We start from the raw sequence: 20,730 nt of genomic DNA, 5'->3' as shown, positions 1-20,730 counted from the left end.
TCGGAGCGCTCGGGGCGTCCGGTGGGCTCGGGGCGTCCGGACCGCTCGGGACACGTCAGTCATGGGTCACCTCCGTGGTCTCGCCCAGGGCGATCCGGGCCAGGTTCGTCAGGGAGAGGGAGCCGGGGTCGAAGTAGTCGCTGTGGCCGCCGTCGCCGGCGTCGAAGACCCGGGCGCCGAACTCCGGGGAGACCGGGTCGGTGCCGAAGCCGACGGTGGTGCCGAACAGCCCGGTGCTGAGGTGCGGAACGTGCTCCACCCAGTCGTCGTCGCCCCGCGCCGCCCAGATCCGGGCGCCGCTGCGCAGGCCGGCGGCCGTGTCGGCGCCGGTGCCCGGGCTGCCGAGCAGGGCGACGTCGGAGACGTCGAGGCCGTCGGCGGCGCGGGCGCAGACGACCGAGCCGTAGGAGTGGCAGAGGAGGGTGAGTCGGGTGCCGGGCCCGGTGATCCGGCGCAGGTCGGCGACGAGGACGCGCAGCTTCGGGGCCGCCCGCTCGGCGCGGCCGGTGGTGGCGACGGCGGTGCTGATCGTGCCCGGCGTCTCGTACCCCAGCCAGGCGACGACCGCGGTGCGGGTCCCGGCGGGCGCCTGCCCGACGAGCTGCCGGTGCAGCGCGACGGCGGCGGCGCGGAACCGGCCGTAGGTGTCGAGGCCGGTGTCGGAGCCCGGGACCAGGACGGCGACGCGGTCGGCCCGCGCCAGGTCGCCGAGTACCTCAGTGGCCAGTCCTGCGCCCCGGCCGTCGAAGGCGAGGAGGCGTCGGGACGGGTCGGCCATCGCACGGTCGGCCGCGGCACGGTGACGGTCGCCGTGGTCGGCGGCCATCCGGGACGCCTCGGCGGCGTTGGCCCGGTGGGCCGCGTACGTCTCGGCCAGTGTGGCGGCCGTCGGCGCCGGCGGCTCGGCGGGGAGCGGGGCCGGGATCCGGGGCTGCGCGGCACCGGAGAGCGGGAGGACCACGGCACCGGTGATGAGGGCCGCGCACACGGCACGGCGCCACCTGCCCGCATGCCGCCAACGTACCGCCGTACCGGGCCACATGGCCGCTCCCCTCCGGCACGCCCGCCCATCGGGCCCGCCTGCAAGGGAAGTTATGAATCGGGCCGGGTAACCCGCGTCCCGCCAGGGAACTCACCTGGCGGGTAGCTCTCAGGTACTACGGGTACGACGCGGACCACCGGGGCGCCGGAGCGCCGGAGCGCCGGACCGCCGGACTTACGGCCGTCACCACGCCAACTGCGCGATCTCCTCCGCCACCACCGCGCACGCGTCCGCCGCCGGGTCGATCAGCGGGAAGTGGCCGACGTCCTCCAGCAGGGTCACGCCCACCACCTCCCCCGCCTTCGCCGCCGCGTCGGCGTACGCGTCGGCGACCGCCTGCGGCACGTCCACGTCGGCCCGGCCCTGGACCAGGGTCGTCGCGATGCCGGTGGGCAGCAGCAGGGCGGGATCGGCGTAGGGACGGCGTTCGGCGAACAGGTCGCCCCCGCCCAGGAACTGACGCGCCGCTCCCCCGCACACCTCCAGCTTGTCGGCGACCTCGAAGTCCGCGATCGGCGCGAGCGCGACCACGCCCCGCAGCGGCGCCGGACGGTCGGTGCGCCACGGGGCGTCGGCGGGCAGCAGGTGCCGGGCCGCCGCCCACAGGGCGAGGTGCCCGCCGGCGGAGTGGCCGGTGAGCACCGTACGGCGCGCGTCGGCTCCCGGGAGGTGCCGCCGTACCAGCCCGGGCAGCGCGTCCAGCGCGGCGGCCACGTCGTCGAGGGTCTCGGGCCACCGCCCCGCCACGGGCCCGCCCGTACCGGCGTCACCGCCCTCCGCACCGCGCCGGTACTCCACACTCGCCACGGCGAAGCCCCGCTGTGCCAGGAACCCGGCGAACGGGCTGACATGGCGACGGTCGTACGGCGCCCGCCACGAGCCTCCGTGCAGGACCACCACGACGGGAGCGGCGTCGCCCGGCCCCACGGCGGCACGCGGCGTGTAGAAGTCGATCACCTGGTCGGGGTGGTCGCCGTACCCGGCCGTGCTGTCGGGGTCCACCGCCGGGTGCGCGAAAGCGGATTTCTCCTCCGCGGCGTTCCTCGCGGCAGCGGTGCCCGGTTCTGCGGCGGCGTCCGGCATGCTCAACCTCTCGGCGAAGGAACGGTGTTGGTGGACCGGATGAGTGGGAATCGGCCGTTGGCGGGACGTTATCAGGCCGATGACGTGCGCGGACATGGGGATGTGACGCTGGGTGAGGACCAAACGATTCGCTCGGCCCCCACCCTTCACCCGCGAGTGACGTCACCACTCCCGCGCGTCACTCCGGCGTCGCCACCGCACGTCACTCCGGCGTCGCCACCGCGCGTCACCCCAGCGTCCGCGCCAGCACCCGGGCCGCCCGCTCCACGTCCGCGAAGCCGACGTACAGCGGTGTGAAACCGAAGCGCAGGACGTCCGGGGCGCGGAAGTCGCCGACCACGCCACCCTCGATCAGCCGCTTCATGACCTCGCCCGCGTCGTCACAGCGCAGGGCGACCTGGCTGCCGCGCTCCGCGTGCGCGGCCGGGGTCACGGACTCCACCCGGCCGGCGGGGACGTACGCCCCGACGCAGCGCAGGAAGAAGTCCGTCAGCGCCAGCGACTTGGCCCGCACCGCCGCCACCGAGACACCGTCCGCGTCCCACACGTCCAGCGCCGCGTCCAGGGCGAGCAGGGAGAGGATGTCCGGCGTGCCGACCCTGCCCCGCACCGCTCCGGACGCCGGCGCGTACGCGGAGCGCATGCCGAACGGCTCGGCGTGCGAGTTCCAGCCCGGCAGCGGGGAGTCGAAGCGGGGCTGGAGGTCGCGGCGCACGTACAGGTAGGCGGGCGAACCGGGGCCGCCGTTGAGGTACTTGTAGGTGCAGCCGACCGCCAGGTCTACGCCGTGTTCGTCGAGCCCGACCGGCAGCGCGCCCGCGCTGTGGCACAGGTCCCAGACGGCGTACGCCCCGCACGCGTGCACCGCGCGGGTGAGCGCGGGCAGGTCGTGCAGCCGGCCGGTGCGGTAGTCGACGTGGTTGAGCAGGACGGCGGCGGTGCGGGCGCCGAGCGCGGAGGGCACCTCGGCCGGGGTGACCGGGCGCAGCGTGCAGCCCGTCATCCGTGCCGCCGACTCGGCGATGTACCCGTCCGTGGGGAAGGTGGTGGCGTCGACGAGGATCTCGTCCCGGCCCGCACCGCCCCCGTCGCCGCCGTCCTCCCGCGCCATGCGCACGGCGGCGACGAGCGCCTTGAAGACGTTCACGCTCGTGGAGTCGCCCACCACGATCTGCCCGGCCGCCGCGCCGACCAGCGGTGCGATCCGGTCGCCGATCCGCTCGGGCGCGGTCCACCAGCCGCTCTCCTCCCAGGAACGGATGCGCAGCTCGCCCCACTGGCGGCGGACGACGTCGTCCACGCGCGCGGGCACGTGCGCGGGGAGGGCGCCGAGCGAGTTGCCGTCCAGGTACGTCACGTCGTCGAGGACGAACCGGTCGCGCAGCGCGGCCAGCGGGTCGGCGACGTCCAGCTGCTCGGCCTCGCTCCTCGGCTCAGACATAGGACCGCGCCGTCCACAGCTCGGGGAACACGTTGCCGCGGGCCCGCTTCTCCAGCCAGGCCACCCCGGCGGAGCCGCCCGTACCGGTCTTCGAGCCCATCGCGCGGCGGGTGGCGACCAGGTGGTCGTTGCGCCAGCGCCAGACCAGTTCGGCGACGTCGGTGAGGGCCTCGCCGAGGCGGGCCAGCTCGCCGTTCTGGTCGCCCTTGTAGACGGCCGTCCAGGCGGCCTCCACCTCGGGTGCCGCCTCGTACTTCCGGGTGACGTCCCGCTTGAGCACGGCGTCCGGTATGTCGTACCCGCGCCGGTCGAGCAGCCGGACCACCTCGTCGTACACGCTCGGCTCGTGCAGCGCCTTCTCCAGTTCCGCGTGGACGCGCGGGGCGCCGCGGTGCGGGACGAGCATCGAGGCGGACTTCTCGCCGAGCAGGAACTCCATGCGGCGGTACATCGCCGACTGGAAGCCGGAGCCCTCGCCGAGGGCGGCCCGGTAGGAGTTGAACTGGGCCGGGGTGAGCTGCCCCAGGGGCGTCCAGGAGGCGTTCAGCGCCTCCAGCTCGCGTACCGAACGCTTGAGCGCGTCGGTCGCCACCGGGATCCGGTCCTCGCGCAGGGCGCGGGCGGCGGTCTCCCATTCGTGGACGATGACGGTGAACCACAGCTCCATGACCTGGGTCGTGACCAGGAAGACCATCTCTCCGGGATCGTCGGAGAGGGTGTGCTGGAGATGGGTGAGCACGTCCGCCTGGACATAGTCCTCGTACGGCGTGCTGCCCTCGAAGTCGAGATTCGGGGCTTCGTGGGACATCGCTGTCTCCTGATGTGCACGGGTAGCGGTCCGCCCTGCCGTTACCGGCACGGGGCCCCGGTCCCCAACGGCATCCTCCGCAATCGTCGCAGGAAACCGCAAGGCCCGCCCGCGCACGGCGGACGGGCCGGGGGTGTTCCTCGCTCTAGCCGAGCACCTCGGCCGCGGCGGGCGAGGAGTCCTTCAGGAACTGGGCGCAGCGCTCGTACTCCTCCTTCTCGCCGATCGCCTGGGCGGCGCGGGCGAGGGCGTGCAGGGCGCGCAGGAAGCCGCGGTTCGGCTCGTGCTCCCAGGGCACCGGGCCGTGCCCCTTCCAGCCGCTGCGGCGCAGGGCGTCCAGGCCGCGGTGGTAGCCCGTACGGGCGTACGCGTACGACTCCACGACGCTGCCCCGTTCGAACGCCTCGTCGGCCAGGCGGGCCCAGGCGAGCGAGGACGTCGGGTACTTCGCGGCGACGTCGGCGGGGGAGGTGCCGCCCGCCAGCAGCTCGCGGGGCCCGGGGTCGTCGGGAAGGTGGGTCGGGGGCGGTCCCCCGAGGAGGTTCTCGTGAATGGACATGGGACAAGTCTGCGGCATGTGTGTGAGGGGGTGCGCTGGCGGCCGCGGGTACGTTGGCGGCCGGGTGTGCGTTGGCGGCCGGGTGTGTGGTCGGCTGCGGGTGCGCTGGGGCTGGGCGCGCAGTTCCCCGCGCCCCTAGGGGCGTGATCCGGACGTCGGCACAAGGCGGCACCCCGCGCGGGCGGAACCCCCCGCGTCCGAGTGCGTCGTCAGCCGCAGGAGCGCCGTGGCTGGGCGCGCGGTTCCCCGCGCCCCTAGGGGCGTGATCCGGACGTCGGCACAAGGCGGCACCCCGCGCGGGCGGAACCCCCCGCGTCCGAGTGCGTCGTCAGCCGCAGGAGCGCCGTGGCTGGGCGCGCGGTTCCCCGCGCCCCTAGGGGCGTGATCCGGACGTCGGCACAAGGCGGCACCCCGCGCGGGCGGGACCCCCCGCATCCGGGTGCGTCGTCGGCCGCCGGTGCGCCGTGGCTGGGCGCGCGGTTCCACGCGCCCCTTAGGGCGTCGGCACGGGGCGGCAGCCGCACAGCGGTGTACGGCTACGTGCCGCGTTCGGCCTCCAGGGGTGGGGTCAGGATCGAGCCGTGGGTGCGGCATTCGGGGCGGCGGCAGTCCGGGGCCGGGCGGCGGACCGTCGTGAAGGCGATCGCGGAGCCCGCCACCAGGACGCCCGCGCAGATCAGCATCGCCGGGCCGAACGCGTCGTCGAAGGCGCGGGCCGACCGGTAGGCGTCCTCGCCCATGCCGGTGAGCAGCGGCAGCGCGGCCACCGCGACGAGCCCCGCCGCGCGGGCCGCCGCGTTGTTGATGCCGCTGGCCAGTCCGGCGCGCGCGGTCTCCACGGCGGCCAGCACGCTCGCCGTCAGCGGCGCGACCAGGGTGACCATGCCGAGGCCGAGCACCACCAGGGCGGGCAGTACGTCGGTGAGGTAGGAGGCGCCGGGTCCGACCCGCAGCATCAGCACCATCCCGGCGGCGCACAGCAGCGGCCCGACGGTGAGCTGGAGCCGGGGGCCGAGCCGCTCGGACAGCTCGCCGGAGCGAGCGGAGAGCAGCAGCATCAGGACGGTGGTCGGCAGCAGCGCCGTACCGGCGGCCAGCGCGGACCAGCCGACCACGACCTGGAGCTGGAGCGCGGCGAGGAAGAAGAAGCCGCCGAGGGCCGCGTACACGCACAGCGTGACCACGTTGATCGCGGTGAACTGGCGGGAGGCGAAGACGTCCAGCGGCATCATCGGGTCCGCGCGGCGGCCCTCGACGACCACGAAGGCCACCGCCACGGCCACGCCGGCCACCGCGCTGAGCGCCACCGCCCAGGACGCGCCGCGCGCCTCGATCAGCGCGTAGGTGAGCAGCGCGAGGGCCGCCGCGCCGAGGACCGCGCCGAGCACGTCGAAGCGCGCGTGGGCGCGCTGGTCCGAGGACTCCGGTACGTGCCGCAGCGCGATCGGCGCGCACAGCAGGGCCAGCGGAACGTTGAGCAGGAAAATCCAGCGCCAGCCCGCCCCGTCCACCAGCCAGCCCCCGAGGAACGGCCCCACCGCCGCGCCGACGCCCCCGAAGCCCGACCACAGGCCGACCGCGCGGCCCCGGTCGTCGGCGTGGAAGGAGGCCTGGATGAGGGCGAGGGAACCCGGCGTGAGCAGCGCACCGCCGATGCCCTGGAGGGCGCGGGCGGCGATCAGGACACCGGCGTTCGGCGCCACACCGCACAGCAGGGAGGCGCCCGCGAACCACAGCACCCCGATGACGAAGATCCGGCGGCGGCCGAACCGGTCGCCGAGCGCGCCGCCGAGCAGGATCAGCCCGGCCAGCGTGACCATGTACGCGTTGACGGTCCACTGGAGCGCGGCGAGGTCGGCGTCGAGGTCGCGCCCGATGCGGGGCAGCGCGACGTTGACGACGGTCGAGTCCAGCAGGGCCATGCTGGAGCCGAGGACGGTGGTCAGCAGGATCCACTTGCCTTGCGGTGAGGCCAGCCGGACGTCGGGCATGCCCCCAGGTATACAGCGAGCCCGGCGCCTTCGGCGCCGGGCTCGCTGCACGTCTCGCGGCCGGGTGGCCGCCGGGAACTACTTGATCTTCGTACCGGCGGACCGCAGGTGACCGCAGGCCTCGACGACGCGCGCGGCCATGCCGGCCTCGGCCAGCTTGCCCCAGGTGCGCGGGTCGTAGGTCTTCTTGTTGCCGACCTCGCCGTCGACCTTCAGGACACCGTCGTAGTTGCGGAACATGTGGTCGGCGACCGGACGCGTGAAGGCGTACTGGGTGTCCGTGTCGAGGTTCATCTTGACCACGCCGTTGTCCAGCGCGGTGGCGATCTCCTCGGCGGTGGAGCCGGAGCCGCCGTGGAAGACGAAGTCGAACGGCTTGCTGCCGGCCGGCTGCCCGTACTTCGCGGCGACGCCCTCGTTCAGCTCCTTGAGCAGGTCGGGGCGGAGCACGACGTTGCCCGGCTTGTAGACGCCGTGCACGTTGCCGAAGGAGGCGGCGAGGAGGTAGCGGCCCTTCTCGCCGAGACCCAGGGCCTCCGCGGTGCGCAGCGCGTCGTCGACCGTGGTGTAGAGGGAGTCGTTGATCTCGTGCGAGACGCCGTCCTCCTCACCGCCGGTCGGGGTGATCTCGACCTCCAGGATGATCCTGGCGGCGCGGGCGCGCTCCAGCAGCTCGGCGGCGATCGAGAGGTTGTCGGCCAGGGTCTCCGCGGAGCCGTCCCACATGTGGGACTGGAACAGCGGCTCGCGGCCGGCCTTGACGCGCTCCTCGGAGACGGCGATCAGGGGGCGGACGTACCCGTCGAGCTTGTCCTTCGGGCAGTGGTCGGTGTGCAGCGCGATGTTCACGTCGTACTTCGCGGCCACGATGTGGGCGAACTCGGCGAGGGCCACGGCGCCCGTCACCATGTCCTTGCTGTGCTGGCCGCCCAGGAACTCGGCACCGCCGGTGGAGATCTGGACGATCCCGTCGCTCTCCGCCTCGGCGAAACCGCGCAGGGCCGCGTGCAGCGTCTGGGAGGAGGTCACGTTGATGGCCGGGTAGGCGAACTTTCCTGCCTTCGCCCGGTCCAGCATCTCGTTGTAGACCTCGGGAGTTGCGATGGGCATCTGTCCGCTCCTTGTATGTGCGGGTGGGCTCGGCTGCTGCTTATGGCCCTGACCTAGGACTGGGGGGCGACGTCATCGTCGGCCCCATCCTTCCAGACGGACCGGGATTACCCGAGTGGACCTCCGGGCGGACTCAGTCCAGGCCCAGCTCGTCCTTGTCGTACGCGTACAGGTACGGCACTCCCGCGCCCTGCTCGATCTTCTCGGCGGCGCCCGTCGCGCGGTCGACGATGGTGGCGACGGCGACCACCTCGGCACCGGCCGCGCGCACGGCCTCGACGGCGGTGAGCGGGGAGCCGCCGGTGGTGGAGGTGTCCTCGACGACCAGGACGCGGCGGCCCGCGATGTCCGGGCCCTCCACCTGGCGCTGCAGCCCGTGCGCCTTGGCCGCCTTGCGGACCACGAACGCGTCCAGCCTGCGGCCCCGTGCGGCGGCGGCGTGCAGCATGCTCGCCGCGACCGGGTCGGCGCCCATGGTCAGCCCGCCCACCGCGTCGAACTCAAGGTCGTCGGTCAGCTCGAGCAGCACCTGCCCGACCAGCGGCGCGGCCTCGCCGTCCAGGGTGATGCGGCGCAGGTCGACGTAGTAGTCGGCCTCAAGACCCGAGGAGAGGGTCACCTTGCCGTGCACCACGGCCTTGTCCTTGATCTGCTGCAGCAGCGCCGCGCGTACGTCCGTCATGTACGCCAGCTTAAAGGCGCCGCCAGGCCCAGGTCGTCGTGGCCTCCAGCGGCTCCAGGGGCGTGACCAGGCGGGGGAGGGAGTTCAGGCCGTTGGGCGGCCCGGTCTGCGGCTCCACGCAGACGGCGGCCTCCTGCTCGTCGTACACCACGACCCAGTGCTCGCGGCTGGTCACCTTCAGCTCCAGCCGCTCCGGCCAGGTGAGGGTGACGTCGACGCCGTCCGGCATGCCGAAGCAGTCGTCCCAGGGGCCCGGCTTCGGGACGACACGGTTGCCGGTCGGCAGGTGGTCGTCACCGCGCTCCTCCTGCCAGGCGGGGTCGAAGCCGATCGCGACGTCCGCGCCGTCGAGGGTGCGGTTGAACCACGGGTGCCAGCCGACCTGCGCCGGGAAGGACGAGTCGTACGTCTCCACGGACATCGTCAGCGTCAGCGCGTCCTCGGTGAGGGCGATCACCTGGGTGACGCGGCCGGTGTAGGGCCAGGGGTCGGCCAGGTCGTACGTGATGACCGCCTCGTCCGCGGTGACACGCGCGGTGCGCCAGGCGGCGTCGCGCGCGGTGCCGTGGATGGCGTGCGGCGGGGAGTTGAGCGGCATCTGGTGGACGGCCGCGCCGTCCCGGAAGCGGCCGTCGCGGATCCGGCCGCACCAGGGGACCATCGGGAAGCAGCCGTAGCGCTCGCCCTGGCGGAGCAGTTCCGTACCGCCGACGCGGAGTCCGCCGATCCGGCCGCCGTTGCCCGGCAGCACGGTCGCCTCCGCGTCACCCGCGGTCAGCGTGATGGGTTCGTTACTCACGTCACGACCCTACTGGGGCGATCAAGGGCGCCCCGGTACGCGGGGTGGTACTCGGGGTCCGGGAGGACGCTCAGCGGCGCTTGCGCAGCGCGCGGCCCACGACGATCGCCCCGGCCACGACCACGGCCGCGGCGGGGGCGGCCCAGCGCAGGGGGGCGCCGGCGACGCCCGTCTGAGGTGCGGGGACGGGGGCGTACCGGCCGCGCGGCGGGGCGTGGTCCACCTCCTCGGCGCTGCGGCCGATCATCGTGCGGCGCGCGTGCGCGGCCTCGGCGGGGGGTTCGACCATGTCGGGGGTGGGGGTCTCCGGGGCGGCGGGGGCGGTGGGGGTGGCGGAGGGCTGCGGGGCGGCGGCTCGGCCCTCGTCCACCTCGTCCGTGTGGTCCGTGTCGTCCGTGTCGTCGGCCTCGTCCGCGTCCTCCGTGTCGAGGGACGGCGGCGGGACCTCGGTGTCGAAGACGGAGGCGGGCGGCCGCTCCTCGGCCGCCGCGGTGCCCAGGTTCGCCGCGAACCGGGTCAGCAGGCGGGCCGTGGCCGAGGTCACCGACTCCTCGGACAACTCCGTGACCCGCCCGTCCGCGCTGGCCGTCCCGGCGAAGACGACGGTGGCGCCGCCCTCGGCGTCCCGGACGGAGAGGGTCAGGGCGAGCGTGACCTCGCCGGTGCCGCGCGACTCGGTGGCGTCACCCTCGACGGCGTACGTGCCGTCCGGGCGCGCGGACAGGCGCAGCGAACCCCGGTAGGTGATGGAGTGGCTGCCGATACGCACCTTCAGCCGGCCCGCGACGGGCTCGGCGCCGGCGTCCTGCTGGAGCCCCGGAACCGCCCGGGCGACCCGGACGGGGTCGGCCAGCACGTCCCTGAGCCGCTCGGCCGGAACCGGAACGAACACCTCATGCTCCATGTCACGGCACCCTACCCAGCGGGCGCCCGGAGCACCCCCCGTCGGCCCAAAGTCACCCGGCGTCCCCCGCGCTCCCCGGCGTCAGCAGACCCGTCTCGTAGGCCACCACGACCGCCTGGGCCCGGCTGCTCAGGCGCAGCTTGGACATCGTGCGGTTGAGGTGGGTCTTCACCGTGGCCTCGCCGATGAACAGGCGGTCGGCGGCCTCGGCGTTGCTCAGTCACGGCCCACCAGGCCCAGCACCTCCGCCTCGCGCGAGGTCAGCGCCGCCGGCCCGGGCGGTGGAGCGGCGTCCGGCGGGCCCGTACGGGCCGGGTCCGACATCCGCGTGAACGCCTCCACCGGACGCCGGGTGACCGCGGGGGCGAACAGGGAGTCGCCGCCGTGCACCGCGGCCAGCAGCCGTTCGGGGCCCGCGTCCTTGAGCAGGAAGCCGGAGGCGCCGGCGCGCAGGGCGCCGTACACGTACTCGCCGAGGTCGAAGGTGGTCAGCCGACGACGGGCCAGTAGCCGAGGGTGACGTAGAGCGCCCAGCAGGCGTGGACGGCGAGGCAGGCGGTGACGGGGGCCCGGGTGCGCAGGGCGAGCGGGAGGGCCGGCAGGGCGACGAGCGACCAGGCGCGCGGATCGAGCGCGGGCCACCCCTGGGCGACGGCCTCGGTGCCGAGCAGGACGGCAACGGTCGTCAGCGCCGCGATCAGGCCGTCGGCCACCAGGGGATGCAGGCGCATTGCCGCAGCGCAGGTCCGCCGCCCGGTGCCGGCGTCCTCCTTTCGCGGTACCGCAGAAGTTGCAGGAACCGGCCGGCTGGCGCGGCGGGTCGGGTCCCGTCTCCACCCACGGCCCGGTTCCGCGATCGGCCGCGCGGCCCCAGGTTCTCGGTGCCGGCGATCCACAGGGGGGTGTGGCGGTCCGTCCGCGCCCGGGGGAGGAGGGCGGGCCGCCGCACGCGGCGTACCCGGGTCGTCCGTCCCGCCTCCGCGGCCCCGACGGCCTTCAGTACCGCGGATGCACCAAGGTCGACGGGGGGAGACCGGGGATCCGGGTGCGGGACGCGGCGCCGGCGTCCCGGGCGAGCGACCGGGGCGTGAGGGTGCGGGGGCGGGGGTCCTGTGCCGTGCCCGGACGCAGTGCGGGGGGCGTGCGGGCGGCCAGGAGGAAGCCCCAGTCGCGGGGGGCGCGGGGAGCGGCGGCCGTGCGGTCGGGGCCGGGCGTGAAGCCGGCGTCCCGGGCGGCGACGCGGTAGGCGACGGCCGGCAGTCCGGCCGCGCGGAGCGTCGCGTCCACCGTCCAGAAGGTCCGGGGCCGGGCGGCGGCCGGGCCCGCGTGCACCACCAGTCGCCCGTCGGGGGCGAGCACCCGCCGCAGCAGGCCGTAGAACTCCTGCGAGTACAGCTTGGTGCCGGCCGTGATGCCGGGGTCGGGCAGGTCCGAGATCACCACGTCGTACGTCGCGGAGGGCGTCGACCGCAGCCGCCGGAAGGCGTCCTCCGTCAGGACGTGGACGCGCGGGTCGCCGTAGGCGTGCTCGTTGAGGGTGGACAGGCCGGGGTCGTGCCGGGCCAGCCGGGCGAGCCCGGGGTCGAGTTCGAGGACGTCGACGCGCTGGACGCCGGGGCGCCGCAGTACCTCTCGCGCGGCGAAGCCGTCGCCGCCGCCGAGGATCAGCACGCGCGCGTGCGTGCCGCTCATCACCGGGTGCACCAGGGCCTCGTGGTAGCGCCGTTCGTCGCTGCCGCTGACCCTTGGCCGTCCGTCCAGGAACAGGCCGAGGGACCGGCCGTCGGTGCCCCCGGTGAGGACGACCTCCTGCACCCCGGTCCGGACGGCCACCCGGACGTCCTGGCCGTACACGGCCTGCCGGGCCGCCCGTTCGAAGTCGCCGGCGAGGACGGTGGCCGTGGCGAGGAGGGCGAGTACGAGGAGGTTGGCGGTCAGCAGCAGCCAGCGGGCCCGGCGCGTCAGGTCGCGCCGGAACAGACCGAGGACCAGGGCCGCGCCGACGACCGCGTTGACGGTGCCGGTGAGCAGCGCGCCGGTGAGCTGGCCGAGGAAGGGGAGCAGGACGAAGGGGAAGGCGAGGCCCCCGACGAGCGCGCCGACGTAGTCCGCGGCGAACAGGTCGGCGACGGCACCGCCCGCGTCCTGCCTGCGCACGCGCTGGATCAGCTCCATCAGCAGTGGCACCTCGGCGCCGATCAGCACACCGATGACGAGCGAGAAGGCGACCAGCAGGAAGCGCGGCCCGTCTGCCCACAGACCGCCCCAGCCGCCGGTCCAGGCGAAGACGGCGTAAAGGATCATCGCGCTGGAGCCGCCGACGAGGGCGAGGACCGCCTCGACCGCGCCGAAGCCGGCCGCGGCCAGCCGACGCAGCCGTTTGGCGGCGAGCGAGCCGAGGCCCATGGCGAAGACCATGACGGACAGGACGACGGACGCCTGGGTGACCGAGTCGCCGATCAGGTACGAGGCGAGGGCGACCAGTTCGAGTTCGTACACCAGCCCGCAGGCCGCGCAGACGAACACGCCCGCCAGGACCAGGAACCGCGCGAGGGCGGGCCGGACGGGCAGCCGCGCGGGCGCCTGCGGACCGCAGGGGCGGCCCCAGGACGGCGGAGAGCCGGGCGGGGCGGGCGCGTGCGGATCGATCACGGAGTGACGTTACGTCACTCCGCCACTGCGCTTCGTCACCCACACGTGTGAAACTCGCGTCGCGTTCGGCCCCACAGGTTTAGCCGGGAGCGGCCCGCCGGGCGGACCGCTCCCCGCCCGGCGGCGCCTCCCGGCTCACACCGCCGACGGCCTGAGCTGCGACGTCGGCACCCGGATGCCCACGCGGGTCCGGGTCGCCACCACCTGCCCGTCCTGCGGGTAGGCGTGCCAGGTGCGCCAGTGCACCTGCCCCTCGCACCGCTGGGCCAGCAGCGCGGTGAAGGCGTGCGGGCTGCCCGGGAAGACGCCGGCCAGACCGTGCGGATGGTCGGAGACGAGGGCCAGCAACTCCTGGGCGCGGCCGGCGAAGGAGCCCGGCGTCAGCACCTCCACCCGGGCGGCGAACTCGTACTCCCAGTCGCCCACCCGTTTGGCGACGCCGAGCGGCAGCGGGGTGCTGCTGCCGGGGATGCACGCCACCGTCTCGGAGCAGCTGCCCCGCTCCTCCTCGAGGAGCACTTGATGGGAGGCGCCGAGGAGTCTCAACTGCAGTTTCGCGTCAGTGAGTTCGACATCGAGAGAGGCGAGCGCGGGCAGCGGCTCGCGCCCCAGGGCCCAGGCCAGGTCTGCGGCGCGCGTGTCGGTGTAGGGGGTGTTCAGGGTCGTGAGCATGGATCGGCTCCGCAAGCACACAAGGAGAGGAAGGTGTGGGGCCAGCGCATCCCGGCCACTGCCGGCGATACGGCCCACTCAGCCCAGTCGGCCGGTCAGGAGGGGGGTCAACAGGTCGTCCGAGGAGCTGCGTTGGTGTTGGAGAGGGAATCACGAACTATGGCGCCGCCACAGCGTTTTTACCCAACTTCGTGGCGTTTCCATCCCTCAGGGGGCTCCACAGCTCAACTGTTCAACTACGGCGCGCGCCCGCCCGAACGAAGTGCGCCGGTGTGCGCAAGCGCCCGCCGGGCGTACTGCCCGACGGGCGCTCTTGGTGGGGCCGGGGCCCGGTCCCAGGTGGTGGGCCCCGTGGCGGGGATGCGGTTCCCCCTGGCTGGAGCTCAGCTGCCCCGTGTCAGCTGCCTCCACCGCATCCGCCGCCGCCCCCTCCTCCCCCGCAGGACGACCCGCCTCCGCAGGACGAGCCGCCACTGCAGGAGTGGCTTCCGTGGTGTCCGCCCGAGGACGAGCCACCGCCGCTGTCACCGGCCCACCAGCTGCCGCCGCTGCCGCTACCGCTGTCGCCCGTCCACCGCGTACGGCTGCCGCGCCGCGACCGGACGGTGCGGTCGGCCCGCCGGCCGACGACGATTCCCCTGATCACCAGGGCTGCGACCACGATCAGGATGATGACTGTGACCATGACTTCACCCTCCTTCCATTCCCGGGCGTACGCCCGGAAGGTCCCCCGAAGCAGTCCCCCGTCGGATGCCTCGCTCTGTCGGAATCTGTCGTGAAGCTCGTTGCGTGAACGGGAGATGCCCCTCGCCGCCGCGGCCCAAAGCAGAGTTGAGGAAGTCCAGAGCTTCGGCGCAGGATGACCGCCATGACCTCCATGAGCTCCAGCGCCCGCCCCCTTCTCAACCGCCGGCTGGCGGAGTTCGGAACGACGATCTTCGCCGAGATGTCCGCTCTGGCCGTGCGGACCGGCGCGATCAACCTGGGCCAGGGCTTCCCGGACACCGACGGCCCCGAGGAGGTCCGGGAGGCCGCCGTACGGGCCCTGCGCGACGGGCACGGCAACCAGTACCCGCCGGGCCCCGGCGTCCCCGAACTGCGGGCCGCCGTCGCCGGCCACCAGCAGCGGCGCTACGGCCTGTCCTTCGACCCGGACACCGAGGTCCTGGTCACGGCCGGTGCCACCGAGGCCATCGCCGCCTCCCTGCTGGCGCTGCTCGAGCCCGGCGACGAGGTGATCGCACTGGAGCCGTACTACGACTCGTACGCGGCCTGCATCGCGATGGCGGGCGGCACCCGTGTACCGGTGACCCTGCGCCCGCACACCAGCGACGAGGGTGCCGTCTTCCGCCTGGACCTCGACGAGCTGCGCGACGCGGTCACCGACCGCACCCGGCTGCTGCTGCTGAACACCCCGCACAACCCGACGGGCACGGTCCTGAACCGCGCCGAACTGGCCGCGATCGCCGAGCTGGCCGTGGAGCGGGACCTGCTGGTGGTGACCGACGAGGTGTACGAACACCTGGTCTTCGACACCGCCGAGCACATCCCGCTGGCGACCTTCCCGGGGATGCGCGAGCGCACGGTGAGCATCGGGTCGGCCGGCAAGACGTTCTCCTTCACCGGCTGGAAGGTCGGCTGGGTCACCGCGGCGCCGGCCCTGGTCACGGCGGTCCGCTCGGCCAAGCAGTACCTGACGTACGTGGCCTCCGGCCCCTTCCAGTACGCCGTCGCCGAGGCCCTGGCCCTGCCCGAGTCCTACTTCACCGCCTACCGGGAGGACATGCGGGCCAAGCGGGACCTGCTGGCCGCGGGTCTGGCGGAGGCGGGCTTCGGCGTGTTCCGGCCCGCCGGGACGTACTTCGTCACCACCGACATCCGCCCGCTGGGCGAGAGCGACGGCTTCGCCTTCTGCCGGGGCCTGCCGGAGCGCGCGGGTGTCGTCGCCGTCCCCAACGCGGTCTTCTACGACCACCGGGAGGCGGGCGCGCCCTACGTCCGGTTCGCCTTCTGCAAGCGGATTGCGGTGCTGGAGGAGGCGGTGGGGCGGCTCAAGACGCCGGCGGGGTGAGGCGTGGCGGGACGACGAGAGCCCGGCCCCGCGATACCGGGACCGGGCTCTCCTCGTACGGGCGGGACGAGGACCGGCGGACTACTCGCCGTCCTCGTCGGTCGGCTTCTCCGCCTCGTTGACCTCCTGCTCCAGGCCGAGCTGCTCCACGAGCCACCGGTCGAACTCGATGGCGGCCCGCACCCAGCTGACCGTCGAGGAGACGAAGTGCTCCAGGCTGACGCCCATGCCGATCAGCATCTGCGCCTCGCCGATGAGGCGGACGGTGCCGTCGTCGTGGGTGTGGGAGTACACCTTGGGCCACAGGGTGCGCCGGTTCCAGTCGTCGACCGACTCGAGCAGCTGCGGCTTCTCGTCGATCTGGTGGGGCCGGTCGTAGAACGTCCGCACCGAGAAGACCTGCTGGTCACCCTCACCGCGGAACATGAAGTACGTACGGAACTGCTCCCACGGCGCCGCGAGGTCGCCCTCGTCGTCGACGACGTACTTCAGCTCCATCTGTTCGAGGAGCTGCTTCACAAGATCCTGATCCGGGACGACGGGGCCCGCCGGTCCTTGGGGCTGCGGCTCGGGCTGCTTGCCCCCGAAGTTCGGAATCGAGGACGGGTCGATGGTCACCGTGAATTTCCCTTCGTACGGATCTGGCCATCCTCCCCCATGCGGGGAGGGGCGTGGCAAGCCCGCCGGGAGCCTGTCAGCCCTGGGCTGACATGATCCGGCCGGTCGGGTGGATGTTCGACGGACGGAGGCGGGGCAATGACGCGTACATCCAGGACGGGCGGGGGCCCACAGGGCGGGGCGGACGTACCGCGGGGGCGGACCCGGTGGTGGCGGGTGGCCGCTCTCGTGGCGGTGCCGGCGCTGATCCTGCTGCCCCTCCTCATCGCCTTCGTGGGCATCGTCTTCTCCGAGTCGGACGAACGCGACGAGGGCGGACGGGACGGGAGCGGGCGGGACGGGAGCGGGCGGACCGAAGAGCAGGTCCCCTGTTCCGAGGCGCTGGCGTTCGGCGGTGCCGTCCTGCCGGCCGGCGCGCGGCCCGCCGGTGCGTGCACGGTGCAGGGCTTCCAGGACATTCACTACAGCGCCGCCTTCCGCATGCCCCGCACGGGTGTCCAGGACTGGCTGATACACACCTATCCGGACGCTCCCGCGCCCGGCACCGAGTCCTGCGTGGGCGCCGAAGCCGACCTGTGTCTGGATCTGGGCCACGAGCAGGGGCTGCCCGGGGGCGTGGACGCGCACGCCGTGCGGGTGCGGGTGGTGCACGAGGACGCCGGGACGGCGCTGGTGCGGTTCACGGCGTTCACGATGTGACACACGGCGGCCCGCCACCCACCCGGGGTGACGGGCCGCCGACGCCTCCACGGCACGCTCAGAGGGTCTTGCCCTCCGTCGCCGGTCCCACGATCAGTTCGTCGCCGAACCGGTCCACGCGGACGGCGTCGCCGTCCTTGATCTCGCCGGACAGGATCTCCCGGGCCAGCCGGTCGCCGATCGCGGTCTGGACGAGGCGGCGCAGCGGGCGGGCGCCGTACGCCGGGTCGTTGCCCTCCTCCGCCAGCCAGGCCAGGGCCTCGTCGGTGACCTCCAGGGTGAGCCGGCGCTCGGCGAGGCGCCGGGACAGGCCCTCGATCTGGAGCCGCGCGATCCGGCCCAGCTCCTCCTTGCTCAGCGCCGAGAAGACCACGAGGTCGTCGAGCCGGTTGAGGAACTCCGGCTTGAACGAGCTGCGGACCACCTCCAGCACCTGCTGCTTCTTCTCCGCCTCGCCGGTGGTCGGGTCGACCAGGTACTGGCTGCCCAGGTTGGAGGTGAGGACCAGGATGGTGTTGCGGAAGTCGACGGTGCGGCCCTGCCCGTCGGTGAGACGCCCGTCGTCGAGCACCTGGAGCAGGATGTCGAAGACCTCGGGATGCGCCTTCTCCACCTCGTCCAGCAGCACGACGGTGTACGGCCGCCGCCGCACCGCCTCCGTGAGCTGGCCGCCCTCCTCGTACCCGACGTATCCGGGCGGCGCGCCCACGAGCCGGGCGACGCTGTGCTTCTCGCTGTACTCGCTCATGTCGATGCGGACCATGGCCCGCTCGTCGTCGAAGAGGAAGTCGGCGAGCGCCTTGGCCAGCTCGGTCTTGCCGACGCCGGTGGGGCCGAGGAAGAGGAACGACCCGGTCGGCCGGTCCGGGTCGGCGATCCCGGCCCTGCTCCGCCGTACGGCGTCGGACACAGCCCGTACGGCCTCGCCCTGCCCGATGAGCCGCTTGCCCAGCTCGTCCTCCATGCGCAGCAGCTTCTGCGTCTCGCCCTCGAGGAGCCGCCCGGCCGGGATGCCCGTCCAGGAGGCGACCACGTCGGCGATGTCGTCGGCGCCGACCTCCTCCTTGACCATGGTGTCCTTGGCGACCTCCTCCTCGGCCTCGGAGGCGGCCTCCAGGTCGCGCTCCAGGGTCGGGATCTCGCCGTACAGCAGCTTGCTGGCGGTGTCGAAGTCACCGTCGCGCTGGGCCCGTTCCGCCTGCCCGCGCAGTTCGTCGAGCTTCTCCTTCAGCTCGCCGACCCGGTTGAGGGACTTCTTCTCCTTCTCCCAGCGGGCGTTGAGGCCGCGCAGCTCCTCCTCCTTGTCGGCGAGGTCGCGGCGCAGCCGCTCCAGGCGCTCCAGGGAGGCGGCGTCGGTCTCCTTGCCGATCGCCAGCTCCTCCATCTTCAGCCGGTCGACGGCGCGCTGGAGTTCGTCGATCTCGACGGGCGAGGAGTCGATCTCCATGCGCAGCCGCGAGGCGGCCTCGTCGACGAGGTCGATGGCCTTGTCGGGCAGGAACCGGGAGGTGATGTACCGGTCGGACAGGCTCGCGGCGGCCACCAGGGCGCTGTCCGCGATCTGCACCTTGTGGTGGGCCTCGTAGCGCCCCTTGAGCCCGCGGAGGATGGCGATGGAGTCCTCGACGGTCGGCTCGGCGACGAGCACCTGCTGGAAACGGCGTTCCAGGGCGGGGTCCTTCTCGATCCGCTCCCGGTACTCGTCCAGCGTGGTGGCACCCACCATGCGCAGCTCACCGCGCGCCAGCATGGGCTTGAGCATGTTCCCGGCGTCCATGGCGGAGTCCCCGCCGGCCCCGGCACCCACGACGGTGTGCAACTCGTCGATGAAGGTGATGATCTGCCCGTCCGAGTCCTTGATCTCGGCGAGCACGGTCTTCAGCCGCTCCTCGAACTCACCCCGGTACTTGGCGCCGGCCACCATGGCGCCCAGGTCCAGCGCCACCAGCCGCTTCTCCTTCAGCGACTCGGGCACGTCCCCCTTGACGATCCGCTGGGCGAGCCCTTCCACGACGGCGGTCTTGCCGACACCGGGCTCGCCGATGAGGACGGGGTTGTTCTTGGTGCGCCGGCTGAGCACCTGCACGACCCGGCGGATCTCCTGATCGCGCCCGATGACGGGATCGAGCTTGCCCTCCCTGGCGGCTTCGGTGAAGTCGGTGCCGAACTTCTCCAGCGCCTTGTACTGACCCTCGGGGTCGGCGGTGGTCACGCGGCGTCCACCCCTCGCCTTGCGGAAGGCCTCCTGCAACTTCTTCGCACTGGCACCCTGCTCCTCCAGTACCTCACCGGTCGCGCCGCCCTTCGCGGCGATGCCGAGGAGCAGGTGCTCGGTGGAGAGGTACTCGTCCCCGAGTTCCTTGGCGCGTGCCTGGGCGTCGGCGACCACGGCGAGCATCTCACGGCTGGGTTGCGGCGGTGCGACCGTGGACCCGGTCACGCTGGGCAGCCCGCCGACGATGCGCTCGGCGCCGCTCCGTACGGCGGCCAGGTCGGCCTCGACGGCGGCGAGCAGGTCGGTGATGTTCTCGTTGTCCTGCCCCTGGAGCAGAGCCAGCAGCAGGTGGGCGGGGGTGAGGTCGGCGTTCCCCTCGGTCACGGCCCGGCTGCTGGCCGCGTTGATGGCGTCCCGGCTCCGGTTGGTCAGCTCGGCGTCCACGTTCTGGCTCTCCTCCGTGTCTCCATGTCTCCCAGTGCTGACTCACACAACGTACACAAAGTTGAGTCTATTTCACTCAAGGGGGGTCGGCCACGGGTTCCGTCGGGACATCCGGACGGAACCCGGGCGAGATCAGGACGTGATCCGACACGGGCAGGGGCTTTTCAGCCAGGCTCAGGAATCCGCGGTACCCGCACATACCCATACATACGACAGCGGCGTCACCGTGTTCAGGTCACGGTGACGCCGCTGCCGGGGGGAAGCACCTGAGCGATTTGTTACGACGGGGGAATCGCGTCAGGCACTGCGGGGGGTGGCCGAGATGGTCCTGATGTCGGAGACCTCCGGCGGCGCGAGCCGGTGGTCCCGCTGGTCCAGGTTCACAAAGATCATTCCGTACCGGATGGCACACCGCACGGGCTGCGGCGCCCCCCGAGGCCGCCGCAGGCACCGGTACGCACGCACATCGCCGTCCTCGTCCAACGTGACGACGACCGGCTCACCGAAGACGGTCACCATCAGGGAGTCACCGGGGTGGGGGATCGCGGTGACCAGGTCGATGAAGTGCCAGCCGGAGCGGTAGGCGGTGGCCATTTCTCGGCGGAAGGAGCGGTCGTCGGGTGGCGTCGTCATGTCAGGACCACGCACTGTCGTCAGTGAGAGCTTCTCCGGCCGGGGACGCGGTCACCGCTTCCACTGACCAGGCGCTGTCCGCTCGGTTGTCGCCCTTCGCCACGGAGAGGCCACTCAGAGTCCCGAAGGCCACAACGGCGGAGAAGGCGGCGACAAGCACCGAGCGAAGCATTCTCTTAGACATAGTCGGCTTCGTCCTCACTTGAAGGTCCCCTCTTCCCCCGTCGGATAAGACGATGGCTCATTCAGGCACGTCATGGCCACACAATCGGTGCATCATGTTCCTGCACGTTCAGGACCCTGGGGG

General features: G+C 73.1%; 19 protein-coding genes and 1 pseudogene. 2 read left to right on the top strand and 18 right to left on the bottom strand.

Annotated features, from left to right (window positions below; genetic code table 11):
* Positions 1–55: 55 nt before the first annotated feature.
* The 15 genes and pseudogenes from OIE75_RS19740 to OIE75_RS19670 form a co-directional block, all read right to left on the bottom strand.
* Complete coding sequence (locus OIE75_RS19740; RefSeq protein ID WP_329471627.1) at positions 56–1,042, bottom strand: alpha/beta hydrolase; 987 nt, start codon at positions 1,040–1,042, stop codon at positions 56–58.
* 183 nt (positions 1,043–1,225) lie between these two features.
* Positions 1,226–2,125, bottom strand: coding sequence for an alpha/beta hydrolase (locus OIE75_RS19735; RefSeq protein ID WP_307013931.1), 900 nt, complete (start codon positions 2,123–2,125; stop codon positions 1,226–1,228).
* Between the two features lie 226 nt (positions 2,126–2,351).
* Positions 2,352–3,566: a kynureninase gene (kynU, locus tag OIE75_RS19730; protein WP_329471626.1), complete on the bottom strand. Its 1,215-nt coding sequence runs from the start codon at positions 3,564–3,566 to the stop codon at positions 2,352–2,354.
* On the bottom strand, positions 3,559–4,374 hold the full coding sequence (locus OIE75_RS19725) for a tryptophan 2,3-dioxygenase family protein (protein WP_329471625.1): 816 nt from the start codon (positions 4,372–4,374) through the stop codon (positions 3,559–3,561). The genes kynU and OIE75_RS19725 overlap by 8 nt, the downstream gene beginning before the upstream one ends.
* Positions 4,375–4,519: 145 nt before the next feature.
* The gene (locus OIE75_RS19720; RefSeq protein WP_122616749.1) at positions 4,520–4,933 is read right to left on the bottom strand and encodes a DUF3151 domain-containing protein; all 414 of its coding nucleotides are present in this window, start codon (positions 4,931–4,933) and stop codon (positions 4,520–4,522) included.
* Between the two features lie 536 nt (positions 4,934–5,469).
* Entirely contained in the window at positions 5,470–6,924 is a 1,455-nt protein-coding gene (locus OIE75_RS19715; protein WP_307013926.1) for an MFS transporter, read from the bottom strand.
* Between the two features lie 78 nt (positions 6,925–7,002).
* Entirely contained in the window at positions 7,003–8,034 is a 1,032-nt protein-coding gene (fbaA, locus tag OIE75_RS19710) for a class II fructose-bisphosphate aldolase (protein WP_307013924.1), read from the bottom strand.
* Positions 8,035–8,167: 133 nt separating this feature from the next.
* Positions 8,168–8,716 carry an orotate phosphoribosyltransferase gene (gene pyrE, locus OIE75_RS19705; protein ID WP_307013923.1) on the bottom strand — a complete coding sequence of 183 codons (549 nt, stop codon included), beginning with the start codon at positions 8,714–8,716 and terminating at the stop codon, positions 8,168–8,170.
* Between the two features lie 10 nt (positions 8,717–8,726).
* Complete coding sequence (locus OIE75_RS19700; RefSeq protein ID WP_329471624.1) at positions 8,727–9,515, bottom strand: aldose epimerase family protein; 789 nt, start codon at positions 9,513–9,515, stop codon at positions 8,727–8,729.
* Between the two features lie 70 nt (positions 9,516–9,585).
* Positions 9,586–10,419, bottom strand: coding sequence for an SRPBCC domain-containing protein (locus OIE75_RS19695; protein WP_329471623.1), 834 nt, complete (start codon positions 10,417–10,419; stop codon positions 9,586–9,588).
* Between the two features lie 52 nt (positions 10,420–10,471).
* A pseudogene (locus tag OIE75_RS19690) lies at positions 10,472–10,935 on the bottom strand (response regulator transcription factor); the annotation flags it as partial.
* On the bottom strand, positions 10,908–11,150 hold the full coding sequence (locus OIE75_RS19685) for a hypothetical protein (protein ID WP_329471622.1): 243 nt from the start codon (positions 11,148–11,150) through the stop codon (positions 10,908–10,910). The gene OIE75_RS19685 and the pseudogene OIE75_RS19690, both read right to left, overlap by 28 nt.
* A 265-nt stretch (positions 11,151–11,415) precedes the next feature.
* Entirely contained in the window at positions 11,416–13,071 is a 1,656-nt protein-coding gene (locus OIE75_RS19680; RefSeq protein WP_329471621.1) for a polyamine aminopropyltransferase, read from the bottom strand.
* A 135-nt stretch (positions 13,072–13,206) separates the two neighbouring features.
* Positions 13,207–13,743 (bottom strand): DUF2617 family protein, encoded by a 537-nt coding sequence (locus tag OIE75_RS19675; protein ID WP_329471620.1) that lies wholly within the window; start codon positions 13,741–13,743, stop codon positions 13,207–13,209.
* Positions 13,744–14,140: 397 nt separating this feature from the next.
* Positions 14,141–14,428 (bottom strand): hypothetical protein, encoded by a 288-nt coding sequence (locus tag OIE75_RS19670; RefSeq protein ID WP_329471619.1) that lies wholly within the window; start codon positions 14,426–14,428, stop codon positions 14,141–14,143.
* A gap of 183 nt (positions 14,429–14,611) precedes the next feature.
* Between OIE75_RS19670 and OIE75_RS19665 the strand changes: the two genes are divergently transcribed.
* Entirely contained in the window at positions 14,612–15,814 is a 1,203-nt protein-coding gene (locus OIE75_RS19665; protein WP_329471618.1) for a pyridoxal phosphate-dependent aminotransferase, read from the top strand.
* 81 nt (positions 15,815–15,895) lie between these two features.
* On the opposite strand, the gene OIE75_RS19660 is transcribed toward OIE75_RS19665, so the two are convergent.
* Positions 15,896–16,432 (bottom strand): YbjN domain-containing protein, encoded by a 537-nt coding sequence (locus OIE75_RS19660; RefSeq protein WP_122616738.1) that lies wholly within the window; start codon positions 16,430–16,432, stop codon positions 15,896–15,898.
* 138 nt (positions 16,433–16,570) lie between these two features.
* Between OIE75_RS19660 and OIE75_RS19655 the strand changes: the two genes are divergently transcribed.
* On the top strand, positions 16,571–17,131 hold the full coding sequence (locus OIE75_RS19655; protein ID WP_329471617.1) for a hypothetical protein: 561 nt from the start codon (positions 16,571–16,573) through the stop codon (positions 17,129–17,131).
* Positions 17,132–17,189: 58 nt separating this feature from the next.
* Here OIE75_RS19655 and clpB read toward each other — a convergent pair whose 3' ends face one another.
* Positions 17,190–19,790 (bottom strand): ATP-dependent chaperone ClpB, encoded by a 2,601-nt coding sequence (clpB, locus tag OIE75_RS19650; protein ID WP_307013910.1) that lies wholly within the window; start codon positions 19,788–19,790, stop codon positions 17,190–17,192.
* Between the two features lie 297 nt (positions 19,791–20,087).
* The gene (locus OIE75_RS19645) at positions 20,088–20,423 is read right to left on the bottom strand and encodes a hypothetical protein (RefSeq protein WP_125494939.1); all 336 of its coding nucleotides are present in this window, start codon (positions 20,421–20,423) and stop codon (positions 20,088–20,090) included.
* Between the last annotated feature and the right edge of the window lie 307 nt (positions 20,424–20,730).

Origin of the sequence: Streptomyces sp. NBC_01723, from assembly GCF_036246005.1 — a bacterium.
Lineage (GTDB): Bacteria > Actinomycetota > Actinomycetes > Streptomycetales > Streptomycetaceae > Streptomyces.
The sequence above is the reverse complement of the archived record's forward strand: the minus strand, read 5'-3'. Positions and strand labels throughout refer to the sequence as shown.

Excerpts from the sequence above, each read along its gene's own strand:
- OIE75_RS19740 (WP_329471627.1), bottom strand. The coding sequence starts at position 1,042 with ATGTGGCCCGGTACGGCGGTACGTTGGCGGCATGCGGGCAGGTGGCGC.
- OIE75_RS19735 (WP_307013931.1), bottom strand. The coding sequence starts at position 2,125 with ATGCCGGACGCCGCCGCAGAACCGGGCACCGCTGCCGCGAGGAACGCC.
- kynU (WP_329471626.1), bottom strand. The coding sequence starts at position 3,566 with ATGTCTGAGCCGAGGAGCGAGGCCGAGCAGCTGGACGTCGCCGACCCG.
- OIE75_RS19725 (WP_329471625.1), bottom strand. The coding sequence starts at position 4,374 with ATGTCCCACGAAGCCCCGAATCTCGACTTCGAGGGCAGCACGCCGTAC.
- OIE75_RS19720 (WP_122616749.1), bottom strand. The coding sequence starts at position 4,933 with ATGTCCATTCACGAGAACCTCCTCGGGGGACCGCCCCCGACCCACCTT.
- OIE75_RS19715 (WP_307013926.1), bottom strand. The coding sequence starts at position 6,924 with ATGCCCGACGTCCGGCTGGCCTCACCGCAAGGCAAGTGGATCCTGCTG.
- fbaA (WP_307013924.1), bottom strand. The coding sequence starts at position 8,034 with ATGCCCATCGCAACTCCCGAGGTCTACAACGAGATGCTGGACCGGGCG.
- pyrE (WP_307013923.1), bottom strand. The coding sequence starts at position 8,716 with ATGACGGACGTACGCGCGGCGCTGCTGCAGCAGATCAAGGACAAGGCC.
- OIE75_RS19695 (WP_329471623.1), bottom strand. The coding sequence starts at position 10,419 with ATGGAGCATGAGGTGTTCGTTCCGGTTCCGGCCGAGCGGCTCAGGGAC.
- OIE75_RS19685 (WP_329471622.1), bottom strand. The coding sequence starts at position 11,150 with ATGCGCCTGCATCCCCTGGTGGCCGACGGCCTGATCGCGGCGCTGACG.
- OIE75_RS19675 (WP_329471620.1), bottom strand. The coding sequence starts at position 13,743 with ATGCTCACGACCCTGAACACCCCCTACACCGACACGCGCGCCGCAGAC.
- OIE75_RS19670 (WP_329471619.1), bottom strand. The coding sequence starts at position 14,428 with ATGGTCACAGTCATCATCCTGATCGTGGTCGCAGCCCTGGTGATCAGG.
- OIE75_RS19665 (WP_329471618.1), top strand. The coding sequence starts at position 14,612 with ATGACCTCCATGAGCTCCAGCGCCCGCCCCCTTCTCAACCGCCGGCTG.
- OIE75_RS19655 (WP_329471617.1), top strand. The coding sequence starts at position 16,571 with ATGACGCGTACATCCAGGACGGGCGGGGGCCCACAGGGCGGGGCGGAC.
- OIE75_RS19645 (WP_125494939.1), bottom strand. The coding sequence starts at position 20,423 with ATGACGACGCCACCCGACGACCGCTCCTTCCGCCGAGAAATGGCCACC.